At 63.7% G+C, this 17117-nt stretch carries 15 protein-coding genes; 13 read left to right on the forward strand and 2 right to left on the reverse strand.

Annotated features, from left to right (window positions below; genetic code table 11):
• The first annotated feature begins 96 nt into the window (after positions 1-96).
• The 13 genes from ACVOMB_RS09075 (at position 97) to ACVOMB_RS09135 (ending at position 14294) form a co-directional block, all read left to right on the forward strand.
• Entirely contained in the window at positions 97-1602 is a 1506-nt protein-coding gene (locus ACVOMB_RS09075; protein ID WP_481530865.1) for an HDOD domain-containing protein, read from the forward strand.
• A 109-nt stretch (positions 1603-1711) separates the two neighbouring features.
• Positions 1712-2440: a UMP kinase gene (gene pyrH / locus ACVOMB_RS09080; protein ID WP_481530866.1), complete on the forward strand. Its 729-nt coding sequence runs from the start codon at positions 1712-1714 to the stop codon at positions 2438-2440.
• A gap of 75 nt (positions 2441-2515) precedes the next feature.
• Complete coding sequence (gene frr / locus ACVOMB_RS09085; RefSeq protein ID WP_481512700.1) at positions 2516-3073, forward strand: ribosome recycling factor; 558 nt, start codon at positions 2516-2518, stop codon at positions 3071-3073.
• 3 nt (positions 3074-3076) lie between these two features.
• A complete protein-coding gene (gene uppS, locus ACVOMB_RS09090) occupies positions 3077-3850 on the forward strand; it encodes a polyprenyl diphosphate synthase (RefSeq protein WP_481530867.1) in 774 nt (257 codons plus the stop codon).
• Positions 3847-4665 carry a phosphatidate cytidylyltransferase gene (locus ACVOMB_RS09095; protein ID WP_481530868.1) on the forward strand — a complete coding sequence of 273 codons (819 nt, stop codon included), beginning with the start codon at positions 3847-3849 and terminating at the stop codon, positions 4663-4665. Before uppS ends, ACVOMB_RS09095 begins: the two co-directional genes overlap by 4 nt.
• A 2-nt stretch (positions 4666-4667) precedes the next feature.
• Positions 4668-5861 carry a 1-deoxy-D-xylulose-5-phosphate reductoisomerase gene (locus ACVOMB_RS09100; protein WP_481530869.1) on the forward strand — a complete coding sequence of 398 codons (1194 nt, stop codon included), beginning with the start codon at positions 4668-4670 and terminating at the stop codon, positions 5859-5861.
• Between the two features lie 26 nt (positions 5862-5887).
• The gene (gene rseP, locus ACVOMB_RS09105) at positions 5888-7246 is read left to right on the forward strand and encodes an RIP metalloprotease RseP (protein ID WP_481530870.1); all 1359 of its coding nucleotides are present in this window, start codon (positions 5888-5890) and stop codon (positions 7244-7246) included.
• A 71-nt stretch (positions 7247-7317) separates the two neighbouring features.
• Positions 7318-9801, forward strand: a complete 2484-nt coding sequence (gene bamA / locus ACVOMB_RS09110; RefSeq protein ID WP_481530871.1) for an outer membrane protein assembly factor BamA — start codon at positions 7318-7320, stop codon at positions 9799-9801.
• A 348-nt stretch (positions 9802-10149) separates the two neighbouring features.
• Positions 10150-11172: a UDP-3-O-(3-hydroxymyristoyl)glucosamine N-acyltransferase gene (gene lpxD, locus ACVOMB_RS09115; RefSeq protein ID WP_481530872.1), complete on the forward strand. Its 1023-nt coding sequence runs from the start codon at positions 10150-10152 to the stop codon at positions 11170-11172.
• The gene (fabZ, locus tag ACVOMB_RS09120; RefSeq protein WP_481530873.1) at positions 11169-11627 is read left to right on the forward strand and encodes a 3-hydroxyacyl-ACP dehydratase FabZ; all 459 of its coding nucleotides are present in this window, start codon (positions 11169-11171) and stop codon (positions 11625-11627) included. The genes lpxD and fabZ overlap by 4 nt, the downstream gene beginning before the upstream one ends.
• A 17-nt stretch (positions 11628-11644) precedes the next feature.
• Positions 11645-12436 carry an acyl-ACP--UDP-N-acetylglucosamine O-acyltransferase gene (gene lpxA, locus ACVOMB_RS09125; protein WP_481530874.1) on the forward strand — a complete coding sequence of 264 codons (792 nt, stop codon included), beginning with the start codon at positions 11645-11647 and terminating at the stop codon, positions 12434-12436.
• Positions 12433-13641 carry a lipid-A-disaccharide synthase gene (gene lpxB / locus ACVOMB_RS09130; protein ID WP_481530875.1) on the forward strand — a complete coding sequence of 403 codons (1209 nt, stop codon included), beginning with the start codon at positions 12433-12435 and terminating at the stop codon, positions 13639-13641. The genes lpxA and lpxB overlap by 4 nt, the downstream gene beginning before the upstream one ends.
• A 35-nt stretch (positions 13642-13676) precedes the next feature.
• Positions 13677-14294, forward strand: coding sequence for a ribonuclease HII (locus ACVOMB_RS09135; protein WP_481530890.1), 618 nt, complete (start codon positions 13677-13679; stop codon positions 14292-14294).
• Between the two features lie 17 nt (positions 14295-14311).
• Here the strand turns inward: ACVOMB_RS09135 and ACVOMB_RS09140 are convergent, their stop codons facing one another.
• Complete coding sequence (locus tag ACVOMB_RS09140; RefSeq protein ID WP_481530876.1) at positions 14312-14776, reverse strand: hypothetical protein; 465 nt, start codon at positions 14774-14776, stop codon at positions 14312-14314.
• A 50-nt stretch (positions 14777-14826) separates the two neighbouring features.
• On the reverse strand, positions 14827-17049 hold the full coding sequence (locus ACVOMB_RS09145) for a winged helix-turn-helix domain-containing tetratricopeptide repeat protein (protein ID WP_481530877.1): 2223 nt from the start codon (positions 17047-17049) through the stop codon (positions 14827-14829).
• Positions 17050-17117 lie beyond the last annotated feature (68 nt).

The raw sequence follows: 17117 nt of genomic DNA on the forward strand, positions 1-17117 counted from the left end.
TACCCGCGACACCACACTCCCGGCACTGGACCGCAATACCCCGTCTTTGCTTAAGGCATCCTGTATGCTTGAACCACTGCCGCCTGCTTCTTCGACATGTCCCCCGAGCTTACTGCAGCCCTGTCCCTCTGCCGCAACCTGCCCTCGCCACCGGCCATCGCTGTCCGTTTGATCGAGCTTGCGCAGGATCCGGAAACCGACATCGCCAGCGCCGCTGACGTGATAGCACTGGATATGGGTTTGAGCGCACGCATGATGCGCATCGCCAATTCACCGCTGTACGCCAGCCGCCGCCGCATTGAAAACCTGGGCCAGGCACTGACCATGCTCGGCCTCAACGCCACCTTGCAGCTGGCCCTGGGCTTCAGCCTGTCCCGCGCCCTGCGCGAAGACGAAGGCCACGCCCAGCTGCTGCAAGCCGTCTGGCGACGCAGCATCCTCAGCGCTCTGGCCGCCCGCTATCTTGGCCTGGCACGCAATGTACGCCGCGTGGAAGAACTGATGCTGGCCGGCCTGTTGCAGGACATCGGCATCCTTGCCCTGCTACAGCTGCGTAGCGACAACTACCCCGACCTGCTTGCCGGTGCCGGCAGCAACGAGGAACTCCTGGCTCACGAGCGCACCATCCTCGACTGCAGCCACGCCGACGTCGGCGCCGAGTTGTGTGAGCAATGGGGCCTGCCGCCTTATCTGGTTGACGCTATCAGGCACAGTGAAGCACCGGCCGAACCGACCGACCTGTTCGGCCGCTGCGTCGCCCTGTCTGGAAGCATTGCCGAGATCTGGCTGAGCAAGGATACCGATCAGGCCCGCGACAGCGCCCTGCGCCTGGTACATGCACAGCTGGAAATGGACAGCAGCCAATTCGAACTGGTGCTGCAGCAGGTCAGCCAGATGCTGCCCGAGATCAGCGCGCTGTTCGACGTACCAGTGCCCTCGCCAGCGCGCATCACCTATCTGCTCGATCACGCCAGCGAACTGATGGCCCTGCGCAACCTGCGCGAACTGCAGGATGCCAGCGCCGCCAAGCGTCGTGCCGACGATTTCGAACAACAGGCACGCCGGCTGACCGAACAGGCACACCTGGACGCATTGACCGGGCTGTTGAACCGACGCCAGCTGGAAGTGGTGCTGGCGCAGGAATTCGACCGCGCCGGCCGTGCCGACCGACCGTTGTCGGTAGCCTTCATCGACCTGGACGACTTCAAGAAGATCAACGACCAGCACGGCCACCTGGTCGGCGACCAGGTATTGCAGGCCTTCGCCAGCCAGCTGCAGGGTCAGCTGCGCGGCAGCGATACCGTGGCCCGCTTCGGCGGCGAGGAGTTCGTGGTGCTGTTCCCCGGCACCAACGAGCAGACCGCACTGGAAGTGATCCGCCGCGTACTTGGCGCCATCACCCAAGCCCCGATCGTCACCGTGGCCGACACCCCACTGCATGTGACCTTCTCGGCCGGCGTGGCCACCCATGGCGCATATGAGCGCTTCACCGATATGCGCGACCTGCTCAAGGCCGCCGATGACGTGTTGTACCGCTCCAAAAACCTCGGCCGCAACCGGGTAATTGCCCGCGCACCGGATCCCCACCCCACCGCCTGCTGAACCAGATTGCGATTGACCTGCATTTTGTCGCTGCGCTGCAACAATAGATGTCACCTGAAACTGCGGCATCCGTTAGAATTCCCGCGTTTTCCAGCCATCTGAGGTCACCATGTCCAAACCCGCCTACCGCCGCATCCTGTTGAAACTTTCCGGGGAGGCGCTGATGGGGGATGAGGACTACGGCATCGACCCCAAGGTCATCAACCGTCTGGCCCATGAAGTCATCGAGGCCCAGAACGCCGGCGTTGAAATCGCACTGGTGGTTGGCGGCGGCAACATCTTCCGCGGCGCCGGCCTGGCCGCAGGCGGCATGGACCGCGTCACCGGCGACCACATGGGCATGCTGGCCACGGTCATCAATGCGCTGGCCATGCAGGATGCGCTTGAGAAAGCCGGCGGCAAGGCCCGGGTGATGAGCGCCATCAAGATAAACGACGTGTGCGAGGACTACATCCGCCGCCGCGCCATCCGCCACCTGGAAAAGGGCCGTCTGGTGATCTTCGCCGCCGGCACCGGCAATCCGTTCTTCACCACCGATTCGGGCGCCGCACTGCGCGCGATCGAGATCGGCGCCGACCTGCTGCTCAAGGCCACCAAGGTTGACGGCGTCTACGACAAGGACCCGAACAAGCACGCCGATGCGGTCCGTTACGAGAGCCTGAGCTACGACCAGGTCATCAACCAGGGGTTGGAAGTCATGGACACGGCCGCCTTTGCCCTGGCCCGTGACAGCGACCTGCCGCTGCGCGTTTTCGACATGAGCCAGCCCGGCGAACTGCTGAAAATCCTGCACGGCGAGCACATCGGCACCCTGGTACACGGCCGCGACGCACACTAACCCACGCCACCGGCGCGGTGGGCAGGGGTAATCGCCTATAATCGGCCGGTTCTAGAAACATCCAGGATTCGGCCGATGATCAACGATATCAAGCAAGATGCGCAGGCGCGCATGACCAAGAGCATTGATGCTCTGCGCCATACCCTCACCACCATCCGCACGGGCCGCGCTTCGCCGGCCCTGCTGGAAGGCATCAAGGTCAAGGCTTACGGCACCGACACCCCCCTGAATCAGGTGGCCAGCATCAGCGTGTCCGAAGGCCGCTCGCTGGTGATCACCCTGTTCGACAAGAACATGATCAAGGAAGTGGAAAAGGCCATTTACGCCTCCGACATCGGCATCACCCCCACCACCATGGGCACCGTGATCCGCCTGAACCTGCCGCCGCTCACCGAAGAGCGCCGCAAGGAACTGGCCAAGTCGGTCAGCAAGGAAGGTGAAGAAACCAAGATCGCCATCCGCAACATCCGCCGTGATGCCAACCAGGAAGTAGCCAAGCTGCTCAAGGACAAGGCGATCACCGAGGATGACGACCGCCGCAGCCAGGAAGACATCCAGAAGCTGACCGACAAGGCGATCAAGGACGTCGACGAAGTGGTCAAGCTCAAAGAACAGGAACTGATGGCGGTCTGAGGCGTGTCCTCCGTCCCGCATAGCGACACAGCCACCGCAGCCGTGCCGGGGCACATTGCCATCATCATGGATGGCAATGGCCGCTGGGCACAGCAACGGCGGCGACCGCGCATGATCGGCCACCGTGCCGGTGCGCGCGCGGTCAACCGCACCATCGACTTCTGCCTTGAACGTGGCGTCGGCGCACTGACCCTGTTCGCGTTTTCCAGTGAAAACTGGGGCCGTCCGCAGGAAGAAGTCGATTCACTGATGAAGCTGTTCCTCGGCGCACTGGACCGCGAGGTGGATGAACTCCACCGCCGTGGCGTGCGCGTGCGCTTCATCGGCGACCGCAACCGTTTTGCCGGCAGCATCGCCCTGCGCATGGACAAAGCCGAGCAGCGCACCATCGGCAATACCGCAATGACCCTGAGCATTGCCGCCAGCTATGGTGGCCGCCAGGACATCGCGCTGGCTGCGCGCGCCCTTGCCGAACAGGTTGCCGCCGGCACCTTGTTGCCCGAGCAGATCGACGAGCAGGCCTTGGGCCAGCACGTAGCGCTGGCCGACATGGCGCCGCCAGACCTGTTCATCCGCACCGGTGGCGATACCCGCATCAGTAATTTTCTGTTGTGGCAGCTGGCCTATAGCGAGCTGTGGTTCACTGACGTGCTGTGGCCGGATGTTGATGCGGCCATCCTTCAACTGGCACTGGATGACTACGCAGGGCGCGAGCGCCGCTTTGGTCTGACCAGCGCCCAGATTGCTGCCAATGCGGCACCGAGCGCACATTCATGACCAAAACCCGTGTGATTGCAGCGCTGATCATGGCCCCTGTGGCCATCTGCGCAATTCTGTTCCTGCCCAGCCAATGGCTGGCAGCCGCTGCCGCGCTGGTGTTCCTGATCGGCCTGTGGGAGTGGCTCAAGCTCACCGGCGTGGTTGGCCTGCCACGCACCGTGCTGGTGGTGCTGAATCTGCTGCTGATGGTACTGCTGGTCTGGGCCTCGGACGGCAGCATGGTGCTGTTCCAACTGGCGGCGCTGGTCGGCGTCGGCTTCTGGCTGTTGGCGCTGCTATGGCTGCGCTTCTTCGACTTTGGCGCGCACGAAGAAAGCAGCGCGCGCATGTTGAAGCTCGCCGCCAGCAGCCTGGCAATCATTCCGGCCTGGGCCTCACTGGTACTGATTCACGCCGGAGCCAATGGCCACCTGTGGCTGTTGACCGCGCTTTCGCTGGTCTGGGCCGCCGATTCCGGCGCATATTTCGCGGGCCGCACCTTTGGCAAGCACAAGCTGGCCCCGCGCATCAGTCCCAACAAGACCATTGAAGGCCTGCTTGGCGGGCTGGTCGCCGGTCTGGTCACCGCTGGCCTATTTGGCTGGCTTGCCGGCGTGCAGATGTCGCAGCTCGGCGGGCTGATGCTGGTTACCACAGTGGCGGTACTGGCTTCGGTGCTGGGCGATCTGTTTGAAAGCCTGCTCAAGCGCCATGCTGGCGCCAAGGACTCGGGCCATATCATTCCCGGCCACGGCGGCGTACTGGATCGCATTGACGGCGTGCTCGCCGCGCTGCCAGTGTTCGCGCTGGGCAAGGAAATCTTCGGCTTCTAAGCATGTCCACCTCTTCTATACGTCAGGTCGCCATCCTTGGCGCCACCGGCTCCATCGGCACCTCGGCGCTGGATGTGATGGCCCGCCACCCGCAGCAGATGCGTGCCAGCGTGCTGGCTGCGGGCAGCAATGTGGATGCGTTGATCGCACTGTGCCAGCTGCACCGCCCGGATCACGCCGCGATTGCCGAGCCGGCGCTGTTTACGCGCCTGCGTGATGGACTCAAAGACGCCGGACTGGCGACCGAAGCGCATGCCGGCCAGCAAGCCATCGATGCGCTGGCCGCCAGCGACTGCTGCGACACCGTCGTGGCCGCCATTGTTGGCGCCGCCGGCCTGTCCTCGACACTTGCCGCTGCCCGTGCCGGCAAGCGCCTGCTGCTGGCCAACAAGGAGTCGCTGGTCCTGGCCGGCGAGCTGCTGACCCGCGAGGCCGCCAGCGCTGGCGCCGAGATCATCCCGATCGACAGCGAGCACAACGCCATCTTCCAATGCCTGCGCTCACGTGATGCGCGACTGGAAGCCGGCGTCCGCCGCATCATCCTGACCGCCTCCGGCGGCCCGTTCCGTGGCCGCAGCCGTGCCGAACTGGAATCGGTGACGGTGGCACAGGCGGTTGCCCATCCGAAGTGGTCGATGGGCCCGAAGATCTCTGTCGATTCGGCGACGTTGATGAATAAAGGCCTCGAAATCATCGAGGCCCACCATCTGTTCAACGTACCCGGCGCGCGCATCGACGTGCTGGTCCACCCGCAGAGTCTGGTGCATTCGCTGGTCGAGTTCATCGACGGCTCGACCCTGGCCCAGCTTGGTCTGCCGGACATGCGCACCACCCTGGCCGTGGGCTTGGGCTGGCCGCAACGGATCGAATCGGGCGTCGGCGGGCTGGACCTGTTGACGCAGGGCCGGCTGGATTTCGAGGCGCCGGACATGGACGCCTTCCCCTGCCTGCGCCTGGCCTGGCAGGCAATGGAGGCCGGTGGCAGCGCCCCAGCCATCCTGAACGCCGCCAATGAAGTGGCTGTTTCAGCCTTTCTTCAGGGGCGTATAGGCTTTCTGTCGATTCCGGCGCTGGTGGAGCACACCCTGTCTACCCTGCCTTACACGGCGGCCGATACACTGGACGCCCTGTTGGCAGCTGATGCCCAGGCCCGCCATATCACCCAAACCGCCATTGCCCGCCTGCCGAATGTCTGATTCCACCTTACAACCGAGCTGTGCCCATGGCTGATTTTTTGGGGTCTGTGTGGTGGATGATCGTCAGCCTTGGCGTGCTGGTGACCTTCCATGAATTCGGCCACTATTGGGTTGCCCGCCGCTGCGGGGTAAAGGTATTGCGCTTCTCGGTGGGCTTCGGCAAGCCACTGTGGACCCGCCGCAACCGCAACGGCACCGAGTTCGTCATCGCCGCGATTCCACTCGGCGGCTACGTGAAGATGCTCGACGAGCGTGAAGTCGATGTCCCGGCCGCTGAACGCGCCGTCGCCTTCAACAACAAGACCGTCTGGCAGCGCATCGCCATTGTCGCCGCCGGCCCTGCAGCCAATCTGATCCTGTGCATCGCCCTGCTATGGGCGATGTTCGTGATTGGCCGCCAGGATTATTCGGCCACCATCGGCCGCACCTCCGGCATGGCCGCGCAGGCCGGCTTCGTCGCCGGCGACCGCATCCTGGCCGTGGAAGACCGCAACGTCGATACCTGGGCCGAGGCCAGCATGGCCTTCACCACCGCTGCCATGGACCGCCAGGATGCGCATGTGCGCGTGCGCGATGTGCTCGACAACGAGCGCACCCGGGTACTGCCGTTGTCGCAGCTGCCAGCGGGTTTTGATGAGCGTCAGGTCCCGGCGCTGGCCGGTTTCATCTGGCAATTCTGGCTACAACCGGCGCGGGTTGACTCGGTATCAGCTGCTTCGGCTGCCACCGACCTGCTGCAGCCAGGCGACCTGATCCTGGCCGTGGACGGCCAACGCGTGGACAGCGCCGACCAGGTCACGCCGTTGATCCAGCAGCTGGGTCAGCGCGGTGGACCGGGTATGGTCGAGGTCGAACGCGCCGGTGAACGACTGGCACTGGAGCTGACACCCGAGGCCGGCCAAGGCCCGGATGGCAAGCCACGCTGGCTGATCGGGGTCGGCTTTGCCACCAACCAGGCCCCCGTTTACGACGCCCGTCAGCAGTACGGCGTACTGGCCGCGCTGCCCGCTGCAGTGCGCGAAACCGGCAAATTGGCAGCAGATTCGCTGGGCATGATGCGCCGCATGCTGACCGGCCACGCCTCTGTGAAGAACATTTCCGGGCCGATCACCATCGCCCGCGTGGCCAATGCCTCGGCTGAACGCGGAGTGGATTGGTTCCTGTATTTCCTGGCATTGCTGTCGCTGAGCCTGTGCATCATCAACCTGCTGCCCATCCCCATCTTGGACGGCGGGCACCTGCTGTATTACCTTATCGAGTTGGTCAAGGGCAGCCCGCTTAGCGAGCGTGCCATGGCTGCCGGCCAATTCATCGGTCTGGCGCTGCTGGCCGGGCTGATGGGACTGGCGTTCTACAACGACATCCTCAGCTTGGTTCCGCGATGAACTTTTTCCCGTTGTCGTCGTCTTACGCCGGCACCCACGCATTATCGAAATCGACTCCAACCGGACGTGATATGACGCGACTTCCCAATCGCCGCTTGCTGGCCCTCGCACTTGCTGCTGGTCTGGCCCTGCCTGTGCTCGCACAGGCGGCCGAGCCCTTTACCGCCAGCGACATCCGCGTGGACGGCCTGCAGCGCATTTCCTCCGGCACCGTGTTCACCTACCTGCCGGTGGAACGCGGCGACACCGTGGACGACGCCAAGATCGGCGACACCATCCGCGCCCTATACAAGACCGGCTTCTTCGAAGACGTGCAGCTGGACCGCCAGGGCGACATCCTGGTCGTCACCGTCAAGGAACGCCCGGCGATCAACAAGTTGACCGTCACCGGCAACAAGGACATCAAGAGCGAGCAGCTGCTCAAGGGCCTGAGCGACATCGGCCTGAGCGAAGGCGGCACCTTTGACCGCCTGAGCCTGGACCGGGTGACCCAGGAACTGCGCCGTCAGTACAACGATCGCGGCAAATACAACGTGGAAATCACCCCGACGGTGAGCCCGCTGGACCGTAACCGCGTCGACGTTGCCATTGCCGTCAAGGAAGGCAAGGCGGCCAAGATCCGCCACGTCAACCTGATCGGCACCGAGAAGTTCGAAGCCAGCGACATCCTCGACACCTGGGAATCCAAGGAGCACAACTGGGCCTCGTGGTACCGCCGCGATGACCAGTACTCCAAGGAAAAGCTGTCCGGCGATCTGGAAAAGCTGAACTCCTGGTACCTGGACCGTGGCTACGTCGATTTCAGCATCGACTCCACCCAGGTCTCGATCAGCCCGGACAAGCGCGACATGTTCGTCACCGCCGGCGTGACCGAGGGCGAGCAGTACAAGATTTCCGACATCAAGGTCACCGGCGACACCATCCTGCCGCAGGCAGACGTGGAGAAGATGGTCATCCAGAAGAGCGGCGATACGTTCTCGCGCGCGCTGCTGGAGTTCAGTGCCGACGGCATCACCAACAGCCTGTCCAACGTTGGCTATGCCTTCGCCAAGGTCAACCCGATCCCGACCAGCAACCGCGCCGACCGCACCGTGGCCGTGAACATGCAGGTGGTGCCGGGTCCGCGCGTGTCCGTGCGCCGCATCGTGTTCAAGGGCAATGCGCGTACCAGCGACGAGGTCTTGCGCCGTGAAATGCGCCAGTTCGAGAACAGCTGGTACTCGCAGGCGGCGATTGACCGCTCCAAGATCCGTCTGCAGCGCCTGGGCTACTTCGAATCCGTCGACGTCGAGACCCAGCCGGTCACCGGCAGCAACGACCAAGTCGACGTGGTCTACAACGTCAAGGAAACCACCTCCGGCAGCTTCGTGTTCGGCCTGGGCTATTCGCAGTCCTACGGCATGACCACCTCGGTGCAGCTGTCGCAGAACAACTTCCTCGGCGGCGGCAACCGCGTGTCGGTTGAAGCATCGCGCAGCAGCTACCTGCAGCGTTATGGCTTCAGCTACACCAACCCCTACTTCACCGACGACGGCGTCTCGCTGGGCTACAACCTGTCCTGGCGCGAGCTCGATTACTCCGACTTCAACACCGCCCAGTACAACAGCACCAATGGCTCGGCGCAGGTGGTGTTCGGCATTCCGATCACCGAGAACGATGCGTTCTCGCTGATGTTCGGCATCGACAGCAACCAGATCACGACCTACCCCGGGTACACCCCGAAGGCGATCATCGATTACATCGATGCGGTCGGCACGCGCACCTTCCATTCCTGGCGTTCGGAGCTGGGTTGGGCACGCGACACCCGCAACGACTACTTCATGCCGACCCGCGGTACCTACCAGCGCCTCGGTCTGGAGGCGACGTTGCCAGGCTCGACCGTGGAGTACTACAAGCTCAGCTACCAGTTCTCCAAGTACTGGCCGATCATCCCGTCACTGGTGATCAATACCCGTCTGGAACTGGGCTACGGCGACTCCTACGGCAAGGACAAGGTCCGCGATATCTGCTGGAATGAGATCCCGGGAACCCCGGGTACCCCGGGCACGCCAGCTACCCCGACTACTCCGGCAGTACCAGCCATCCCCGGTACCGCCGGCACCACCCAGGTGGTGGACTGCGGCAGCAACCCGACCGCCAACCACCGTCAGGTCAGGGCCAGCGGCCTGCCGTTCTTCGAGAATTTCTACGCCGGCGGCACCAACTCGGTGCGCGGCTTCGAAGACAACACGCTGGGGCCACGCTCGGAACCCATCGGTGGCTATTACCAAGGCCAGCCGCTGGGTGGCTCGGTGAAGACGGTGGGCTCGATCGAGGCCTACTTCCCGAAGCTGTTCGACAGCCCGTCGGCGCGCGTCTCGGCGTTCTTCGACTTCGGCAACGTCTACAACGGCACCAGCAACTTCAAGGCCAATGAGCTGCGCGCCTCAGCCGGTGTCGCCCTGTTGTGGCGTGCCCCGGTCGGTCCGATTTCGATCAGCTACGCCTTCCCGCTGAAGAAGGAAGATGGCGATCAGATCGAGCGCCTGCAGTTCACCTTTGGTGGTCAGTTCTGACGAACTGACCCGCTCACCCGGGGTGAAGCCCCGGGTACCGAAGGTTATGCCGCAGGCATAACCTTCGGGCGCGCTCTGGTCTTCCGATTCCCCGCGTCTGTCGGCGCGCCCCCTTTACCAAAGGGGGCTCCACACCAGAATTACCGCCTCAACCTGCCCCGGGAAGCAACACAGTCCCGGGGTTTGCTTTTATGGGACACGCGGCTGCGCTCAGCGCAACGGGACATTTCCATCAAAGCCATGCTGCCCCATTGGACCCCACTTCAGGCCACCCCGCTGCCCTTGCCCTGCAAGGGTGATAACGTCCGTTCGCATGACCGCCATCGGCGCACACGGTAAACTTGCTGCGTGAATACTCCTACCTATACCGCTCAGGAACTTGCCGACCGTTTCGGCCTGCAGGTGCACGGCGACCCGTCGGTTGCCATCCATGGTGTTGCCACGTTGGCGCATGCCGGCCCCGGGCAGCTGACCTTCCTGGCCAATCCGCGCTACCGGGCCCAGCTGGCCGACAGCAAGGCGTCGATCGTGCTGCTGCGCGCCGATGACGCCGAGGCCGCGCCGGGTACCTCTTTGGTCGCCAAGGACCCGTACACCACCTTCGCCAAGATCGGTGCCTTGTTCGAGACCGTGCCGCTACGCGAGCCCGGCATCCACCCCAGCGCGGTCATCGACCCCAGCGCGACGGTGGCCGCCAGTGCCCATATCGGCCCGCACGTCTGCATCGGCGCGCGCAGTGTGATCGGCGAGAGTTGCATCATCGGCGTCGGCAGCATCATCGGTGACGACTGCGTGGTCGAAGCTGGCACAGAACTGCTGGCCCGCGTCACCCTGGTTGCCCGGGTCAAACTGGGCAAGCGCGTGCGCATCCATCCGGGCGCCGTACTCGGTGCCGAAGGCTTCGGCCTGGCAATGGACAACGGCCACTGGATCAAGGTGCCGCAGTTGGGCGGCGTGCGCATCGGCGACGATTGCGAAATCGGCGCCAATACCTGCATCGACCGCGGTGCGCTGGAAGACACCACGCTGGACGAAGACGTACGCGTGGACAACCTGGTGCAGATCGCCCACAACGTACAGATCGGCGCGCACAGCGCCATCGCCGGCTCCACCGGTATTGCTGGCAGCGCCAAGATCGGCCGTTACTGCCTGCTCGGTGGTTCGGTCGGTGTGGTTGGCCATCTGGAAATCTGCGACCACGTCGTCATCACCGGCCGCTCGGTGGTACGCAACTCGATTACCGAACCGGGCGAATACTCGTCGGGTACCCCATTGACCGACAACCGCACGTGGCGCAAAAACGCCGCGCGCTTCAAGCAGCTCGATTCGCTGGCACGGCGCATCCTGGCTGTGAGCAAGGAGAAAGAATGAACGCACCACTGCAGATGCCCATCGACGTCAACACCATCCAGACGTTGATCCCGCACCGCTACCCGTTCCTGCTGGTCGACAAGGTTGTCGAACTGGATGTGGACGCCAAGCGCATCGTCGCGCACAAGAATGTCACCATCAACGAGCCCTACTTCCAAGGTCACTTCCCGGGCCAGCCGATCATGCCTGGCGTGCTGATCATCGAAGCGCTGGCCCAGGCCGGTGGCGTGCTGACCCAGCTCAGCCTTGGCCGCGATGCGCAGTCCAAGCTGTTCTATCTGGTCAAGGTCGACAACGTGCGCTTCATGAAGCAGGTGGTGCCGGGTGACGTGCTGGAACTGCATGTGCAGGTCAAGCGCATGATCCGCAACATGGCGGTCTACTACGGCGAAGCCAAGGTGGATGGTGAAGTCGTCGCACACGCAGAAGTGCTGTGCGCGGGCACCCGCGAATAATCTGCCTGGAGCAAACGATGAGCGATAGCGCCCCCCTGATTCACCCGACCGCAGTCATCGATCCTTCGGCCAAACTTGGCCAAGGCGTGCGCGTGGGTGCATTCACCCTGATCGGCACCGACGTCGAGATCGGCGACGGCACCGAAGTGGGGCCGCATTGCAGCATCCACGGCCCGACCCGGATCGGACGCGACAATCGCTTCATCGGCCACGTTGCGGTCGGCGGCGAGCCGCAGGACAAGAAGTTCGCCGGTGAACGAACCGAGCTGGTGATCGGCGACCGCAATGTGTTCCGCGAGTTCGTCACCCTCAGCCGCGGCACCGTCGGCGGCGGTGGCGTGACCAGCATTGGCAACGACAACTGGATGCTGGCTTACGTGCATGTCGCCCACGACTGCCACGTGGCTGACCATTGCGTGTTCTCCAACAACACCACGCTGGCCGGGCATGTCTCGGTTGGCAACTGGGTGATCATCAGCGGCTTCGCTGGTGCCCACCAGTTCTGCCGCATCGGCGACCATGCCTTCCTCGGCATGGGTGCACTGGTCACCGGCGATATCCCGCCGTTCACCATGGTCGGCATCGATGGTCATGGCCGTCCGCGCGGCATCAACAGCGAAGGCCTGAAGCGTCGCGGCTTCGACGCAGAGCGCATCAGCGCGATCAAACGCGCCTACCGCACCATCTACGTGGCCGGCGTGCCATTGGCCGAAGCCAAGCTGGCGCTGGCTGAGCAAGCGCAGAGCAGCGATGACGTCAAGCAGATGCTGGACTTCATCGAGCACGGCGAGCGTCCGCTGCAGCGATGAGCGCTGTAACCCAGGATTCCAGATTGGCGCTTGGCCGCAAGCCACGCATCGCGCTGGTTGCCGGCGAGGCGTCAGGCGATCTGCTCGGCGCCGGCCTGATCAATGCCCTGCGTGCACGTTACCCCGATGCCGAATTTGCCGGCATCGGCGGCGATGCAATGCGCCACGCCGGCTGCGAGACCTGGTTTGATGCCAGCGAGCTGGCGCTGATGGGGCTGGCTGAAATCCTGCGCCATCTGCCGCGCCTGCTGAAGCTGCGCAAGGAATTCCGCCAGCGCGTGCTCGACTGGCAGCCGGATGTATTCATCGGCATCGACGCACCGGATTTCAATCTGGGCGTGGAAAAGTGGCTCAAGCAACGCGGCCTGCGCACCGTGCACTACGTCAGCCCCTCGGTATGGGCGTGGCGCGAGAAACGTGCGGAAAAGATCGGTGCCAGCGCCGACTTGGTGCTATGCCTGTTCCCGATGGAACCGCCGATCTACGCCCGTCACGGCATCGACGCGCGCTTCGTTGGCCACCCGATGGCCGATGAAATCCCGCTACACAGTGATCGCACGGCAGCACGGCAAGCACTGGGCATTCCCGAGCAGGCAAAGCTGCTCGCGGTGCTGCCTGGCAGCCGTCTGGGCGAAGTGAGTCGGCTCGGCCCACCCTTCTTTGCCGCCGCTTGGCAGCTGTGCGAGCAAGACCGCGGCCTGCATATCGTCGTGCCGGCAGCCAATGCCAAGTGCAAGGCGATGATCACCGAACAGATCCGCAGCGCAGCGCTGCCCAGCGCACGCCTGCACCTGCTCGATGGCAAGGCACGTGAAGCAATGATCGCCGCCGACGTGGTGATGCTGGCCTCCGGCACCGCCACGCTGGAAACCATGTTGGTCAAACGACCGATGGTGGTCGGCTACCGCGTGGCCGAACTCACCTATCGCATCGTCAAGGCGCTGGGCCTGATCAAGGTCAATCGCTTTGCCCTGCCCAATGTATTGGCCGGCAAGGACCTGGCGCCAGAGCTGATCCAGCACGAATGCACGCCAGATAATCTGGCCACCGCAGTACGTAACTGGTTTGAGCATCCCGATTGCGTCAGCGGGCTGCAGGACGACTACCAGCAACTGCACCAGCAACTGCGCCAGGATGCCTCGGCACGCGCCGCCGATGCGGTCGCCGGGCTGCTGCAGGCACCGCTCAAGCAAGGCCAACCGTGACCACCCGACGTACTCCCAAGGCAGCGGATGTCTCGCTGTCCTTGTTTGACGATGCCGCCCTGCTCGCGCGGCAGGCACCGCGTCTGGTCGCTGGCGTCGACGAAGCCGGCCGCGGCCCGCTGGCTGGCCCGGTCGCGGTGGCGGCCGTTGTCTTCGATCCCGAACGCCCGCGCATCAATGGCCTCGATGACTCCAAGGCATTGACCGCACTACGCCGCGATCAGCTCTACGACCGCATCATCGAACGCGCGTTGGCTTACAAGATCGTGATGGTCGACGTCGCCGAGATCGACAGCCTGAACATCTTCCAGGCCACCATGCAGGGCATGCGCCTGGCAGTGGAAGGCGTGGCGCATGTAGCCGAGTTCGCCCGCATCGATGGCAACAAGATCCCCAAGGGCCTGCCCTGCCCGGCCGAAGCACTGATTGGCGGCGATGCCATCGACCGCAGCATCATGGCCGCCTCGATCCTGGCGAAGGTCAGCCGCGACCGCTTCATGCTGGAGCTGCATCAGCAGCATCCCGAGTACGGCTTCGACCAGCACAAGGGCTATGGAACTCCCTTTCATATGGCCGCGCTGCGCGCACATGGTCCCTGCCCGCAGCACCGGCGCAGCTTCGCCCCGGTCCGTGCGAGCCTGGACGCATCCTGAGCCACGCGCCGCGCCGATCAGCGCGGCATGATCTTGATCCCCGGGTCGAGGTGGGTTGAGCCGATGCGCACGTCGTACTTGATGTTGTTCTCGCTGGTCACGGTTTTTGCGACGATCAACACTTCCTGCCGTTTGCCCATGCGCTGCGAATTGAAGTCCCTCTGCCCTGTGCTGCCTGTACTGCGGTGATACGCGGCCGCACCGGGAGATTCGGCAAACGCCAATGCGAACGGGTCCAATACATCTTCTGCGGTGCGCCAGAGCACCTGCGTACCACTACGCACCGTGCACACATCCGGAGTGATTACCGGCCCATTTGGACCAGACGCCACATCGACGTAGACCAGTTTGACGATACGCGGCGGTAGATTCTCCGTGCATTGCAATACTTCACCCGGAAGCGGTGGTTGGGTGGCGCAGGCAGCAACGCCTGCAACCGTTCCGATGGAGACGACAAGATAGAGCCACACGCTATGGTTCATGACGACCACTCCTCGCTGAGGTCCGCCGCCACGGACGGAAAAAACGGTACTTACTCTTTACGCACGCCGCTGCCGACCAGCGCGTAACGCTGCAGCGACAGCAAGGCATCAATGCGCTGCTGCGGAATGCCCTGCTTCAATGCGCTTTCAACGCAGCTGTGCGCGCCTGGCTTGTCGCCGAGCAGGGTCAAGGTCTGTGCACACCACAACGCGACCTCGGCTGCCTGCGTGCCAAGCGCGCGGGCAGCCTGCAGATCCTGCAGCGCGCGTGCACGCTCGCCCAGGTTGGCCCGGTACCAGGACAGCAAGGCCAAGGCGTAGGCATCATCGCGACGCACATCCACATATTGCTGTGCCAGATGCGCCGCACGCAGATACGGCGCCTGCGCCTGCGCCGCGGTTGCAGGTGCAGCAGCCAGTGCATCGGCCAGGTTGCCCCAATGCAGATAGTCCTCCGGCTCCAGCACCGTCGCCTGCTGGAACAATTCCGCAGCGACCGCGTACTCGCCGTGATCGAATTTCATCGTGCCCAGATTGGTCAACGCGCCGGCATTGGGCTCGATCGACAAGGACATGTTGAACGCATGCCCGGCCTGCGCAGTGTCGCCCTGGGCCAGATACAAGCCACCCAGGCTGCCCCATAGGCGGCTGTCTTCCGGTTGCAGCACGGTGGCGGTGACAAACGCATCTATCGCCTTGGGCACATCGCCGCGCAGCCAATGGTGGTAGCCCAGCAGGCGGTAGATCTGCGCGTCACTGGGGCGCGCCGCGATGGCCTGCTGGAACGACTGCAGCGCCTGCTCCTCCTTGCCAAGTGCGGCATAGGTGCGCGCCTGTCCAACTAGACCGTCGGCACGCAGCGCAGGATCATCGATGACCTGCTGGTACAACTGCAGCGCCTGCTCGTTCTGGCCACTGACGCGGGCGATTTCCGCCATTGCCAGGCTCACCTCGCGCAAGCCGGGATCCATTGCCTGCGCGCGTGCGCAGGCCTGACGTGCGCGCTCAAACGCGCCGGCATCACTGACCCCCTCCAGCCGCGCGATCTGCGCGCGGCAGATGCCGGCCTGGGCCCGCGCGAAGTGCGGATCAATCGCCAGCGCCTGCGCAAACGCCGCCATCGCCCGCTCGTTGCCAGCCTCGCCGATTGGCCGCTGCAGCAACGCCAGACCGCGCAGATAGGCGTCATAGGCGTTGACGTCGCTGGTTGGGCTCAAACGCTGCGCAACCCCGGATGTCTTTCCGGGCAGATGACCGAGCAGGGCGTGTACAACCCTGTTGGCGATCTCGCCCTGCAGCGCGAATACATCATTGATCTCCCTATCATAGGTTTCCGCCCACAAGGTAAAACCGGTATTGGTATCGGACAGGCGTGCACTGATACGCACCCGCCCGCCCTCGCGACGCACACTGGCATCCAGCAGTGTCGCCACGCCCAGTCGGCGCCCGATCCGGCGGACATCGTCACCGTCGCTATCGCTGCCGGCAGGAACCGCGAGTTGTCGTGCAGCCACTTTCAAACCCGGCACATTGGTGAGGGCATCGTGCATCTCCACCGCCAGACCATCGGCAAAGTAACGATCGGCGGCATCGTCGCTGAGGCTGCTGAATGGCATCACCGCAATCGAAGCGCCGGCCACAACCGGCGTGCGGCTCCACCACCAGTAACCCGCACCCAACAGCAGCAGCAACAGCGCGCAACCGATCAGGAACCCGCGTGAACGCATCCACGCCGGTAACGACAACTTCGGTGCCTCCCTCCACCAGCGCGACATTCGCCGTTCTGGCGGCGACGACGGCTCGGCATTCGGATCACTATCCACAGCGATGTGTTCAGCGGGTTCAGCAACTGCAACAGCCTGCTCCGCCGTCGTAGAAGTGGAAATCGGTTCAACGACCGAAGCGGATGAAGCCGTGGCCTCCGGCGGCAACAACTTGCCAATGAAGCGGTAACCCAGACCGTGTTGGGTCTGGATGTAACGTGGCTCATGCGAGTGGTCATCCAGCACCGAACGTAACTGCGCGATGGCACGGGTCAGCACACCTGGCGTCACATGCCTATGGCCCCAGACAGCATCCAGCAACTGGTCGCGCGCCAGCAATTCATCGGCATGCCGCAGCAGCATCAACAGCACGGCGAATGCTTTTGGCTCCAGCGATTGATACTGACCGTCACGGCTCAGCGTATGCGCCAGCGCATCCACCACGATGCCGTCGAAACGGTAGCGTTCGACCGGTTGTGCTGTGTCACCTGGGTCTTCGACCGCACCCATCGGCAAGCCCTCATGAATTCCTCAGAAACCAGCGCAATGACTGTCTGAAGGCTCCGCCTGCCATCATG

This window comes from Stenotrophomonas sp. STEN018, from assembly GCF_056760235.1.

Coding starts and splice junctions, on each gene's coding strand:
- ACVOMB_RS09075 (WP_481530865.1), top strand. CDS start 97: ATGTCCCCCGAGCTTACTGCAGCCCTGTCCCTCTGCCGCAACCTGCCC.
- pyrH (WP_481530866.1), top strand. CDS start 1,712: ATGTCCAAACCCGCCTACCGCCGCATCCTGTTGAAACTTTCCGGGGAG.
- frr (WP_481512700.1), top strand. CDS start 2,516: ATGATCAACGATATCAAGCAAGATGCGCAGGCGCGCATGACCAAGAGC.
- ACVOMB_RS09095 (WP_481530868.1), top strand. CDS start 3,847: ATGACCAAAACCCGTGTGATTGCAGCGCTGATCATGGCCCCTGTGGCC.
- ACVOMB_RS09100 (WP_481530869.1), top strand. CDS start 4,668: ATGTCCACCTCTTCTATACGTCAGGTCGCCATCCTTGGCGCCACCGGC.
- rseP (WP_481530870.1), top strand. CDS start 5,888: ATGGCTGATTTTTTGGGGTCTGTGTGGTGGATGATCGTCAGCCTTGGC.
- bamA (WP_481530871.1), top strand. CDS start 7,318: ATGACGCGACTTCCCAATCGCCGCTTGCTGGCCCTCGCACTTGCTGCT.
- fabZ (WP_481530873.1), top strand. CDS start 11,169: ATGAACGCACCACTGCAGATGCCCATCGACGTCAACACCATCCAGACG.
- lpxA (WP_481530874.1), top strand. CDS start 11,645: ATGAGCGATAGCGCCCCCCTGATTCACCCGACCGCAGTCATCGATCCT.
- lpxB (WP_481530875.1), top strand. CDS start 12,433: ATGAGCGCTGTAACCCAGGATTCCAGATTGGCGCTTGGCCGCAAGCCA.
- ACVOMB_RS09140 (WP_481530876.1), bottom strand. CDS start 14,776: ATGAACCATAGCGTGTGGCTCTATCTTGTCGTCTCCATCGGAACGGTT.
- ACVOMB_RS09145 (WP_481530877.1), bottom strand. CDS start 17,049: ATGGGTGCGGTCGAAGACCCAGGTGACACAGCACAACCGGTCGAACGC.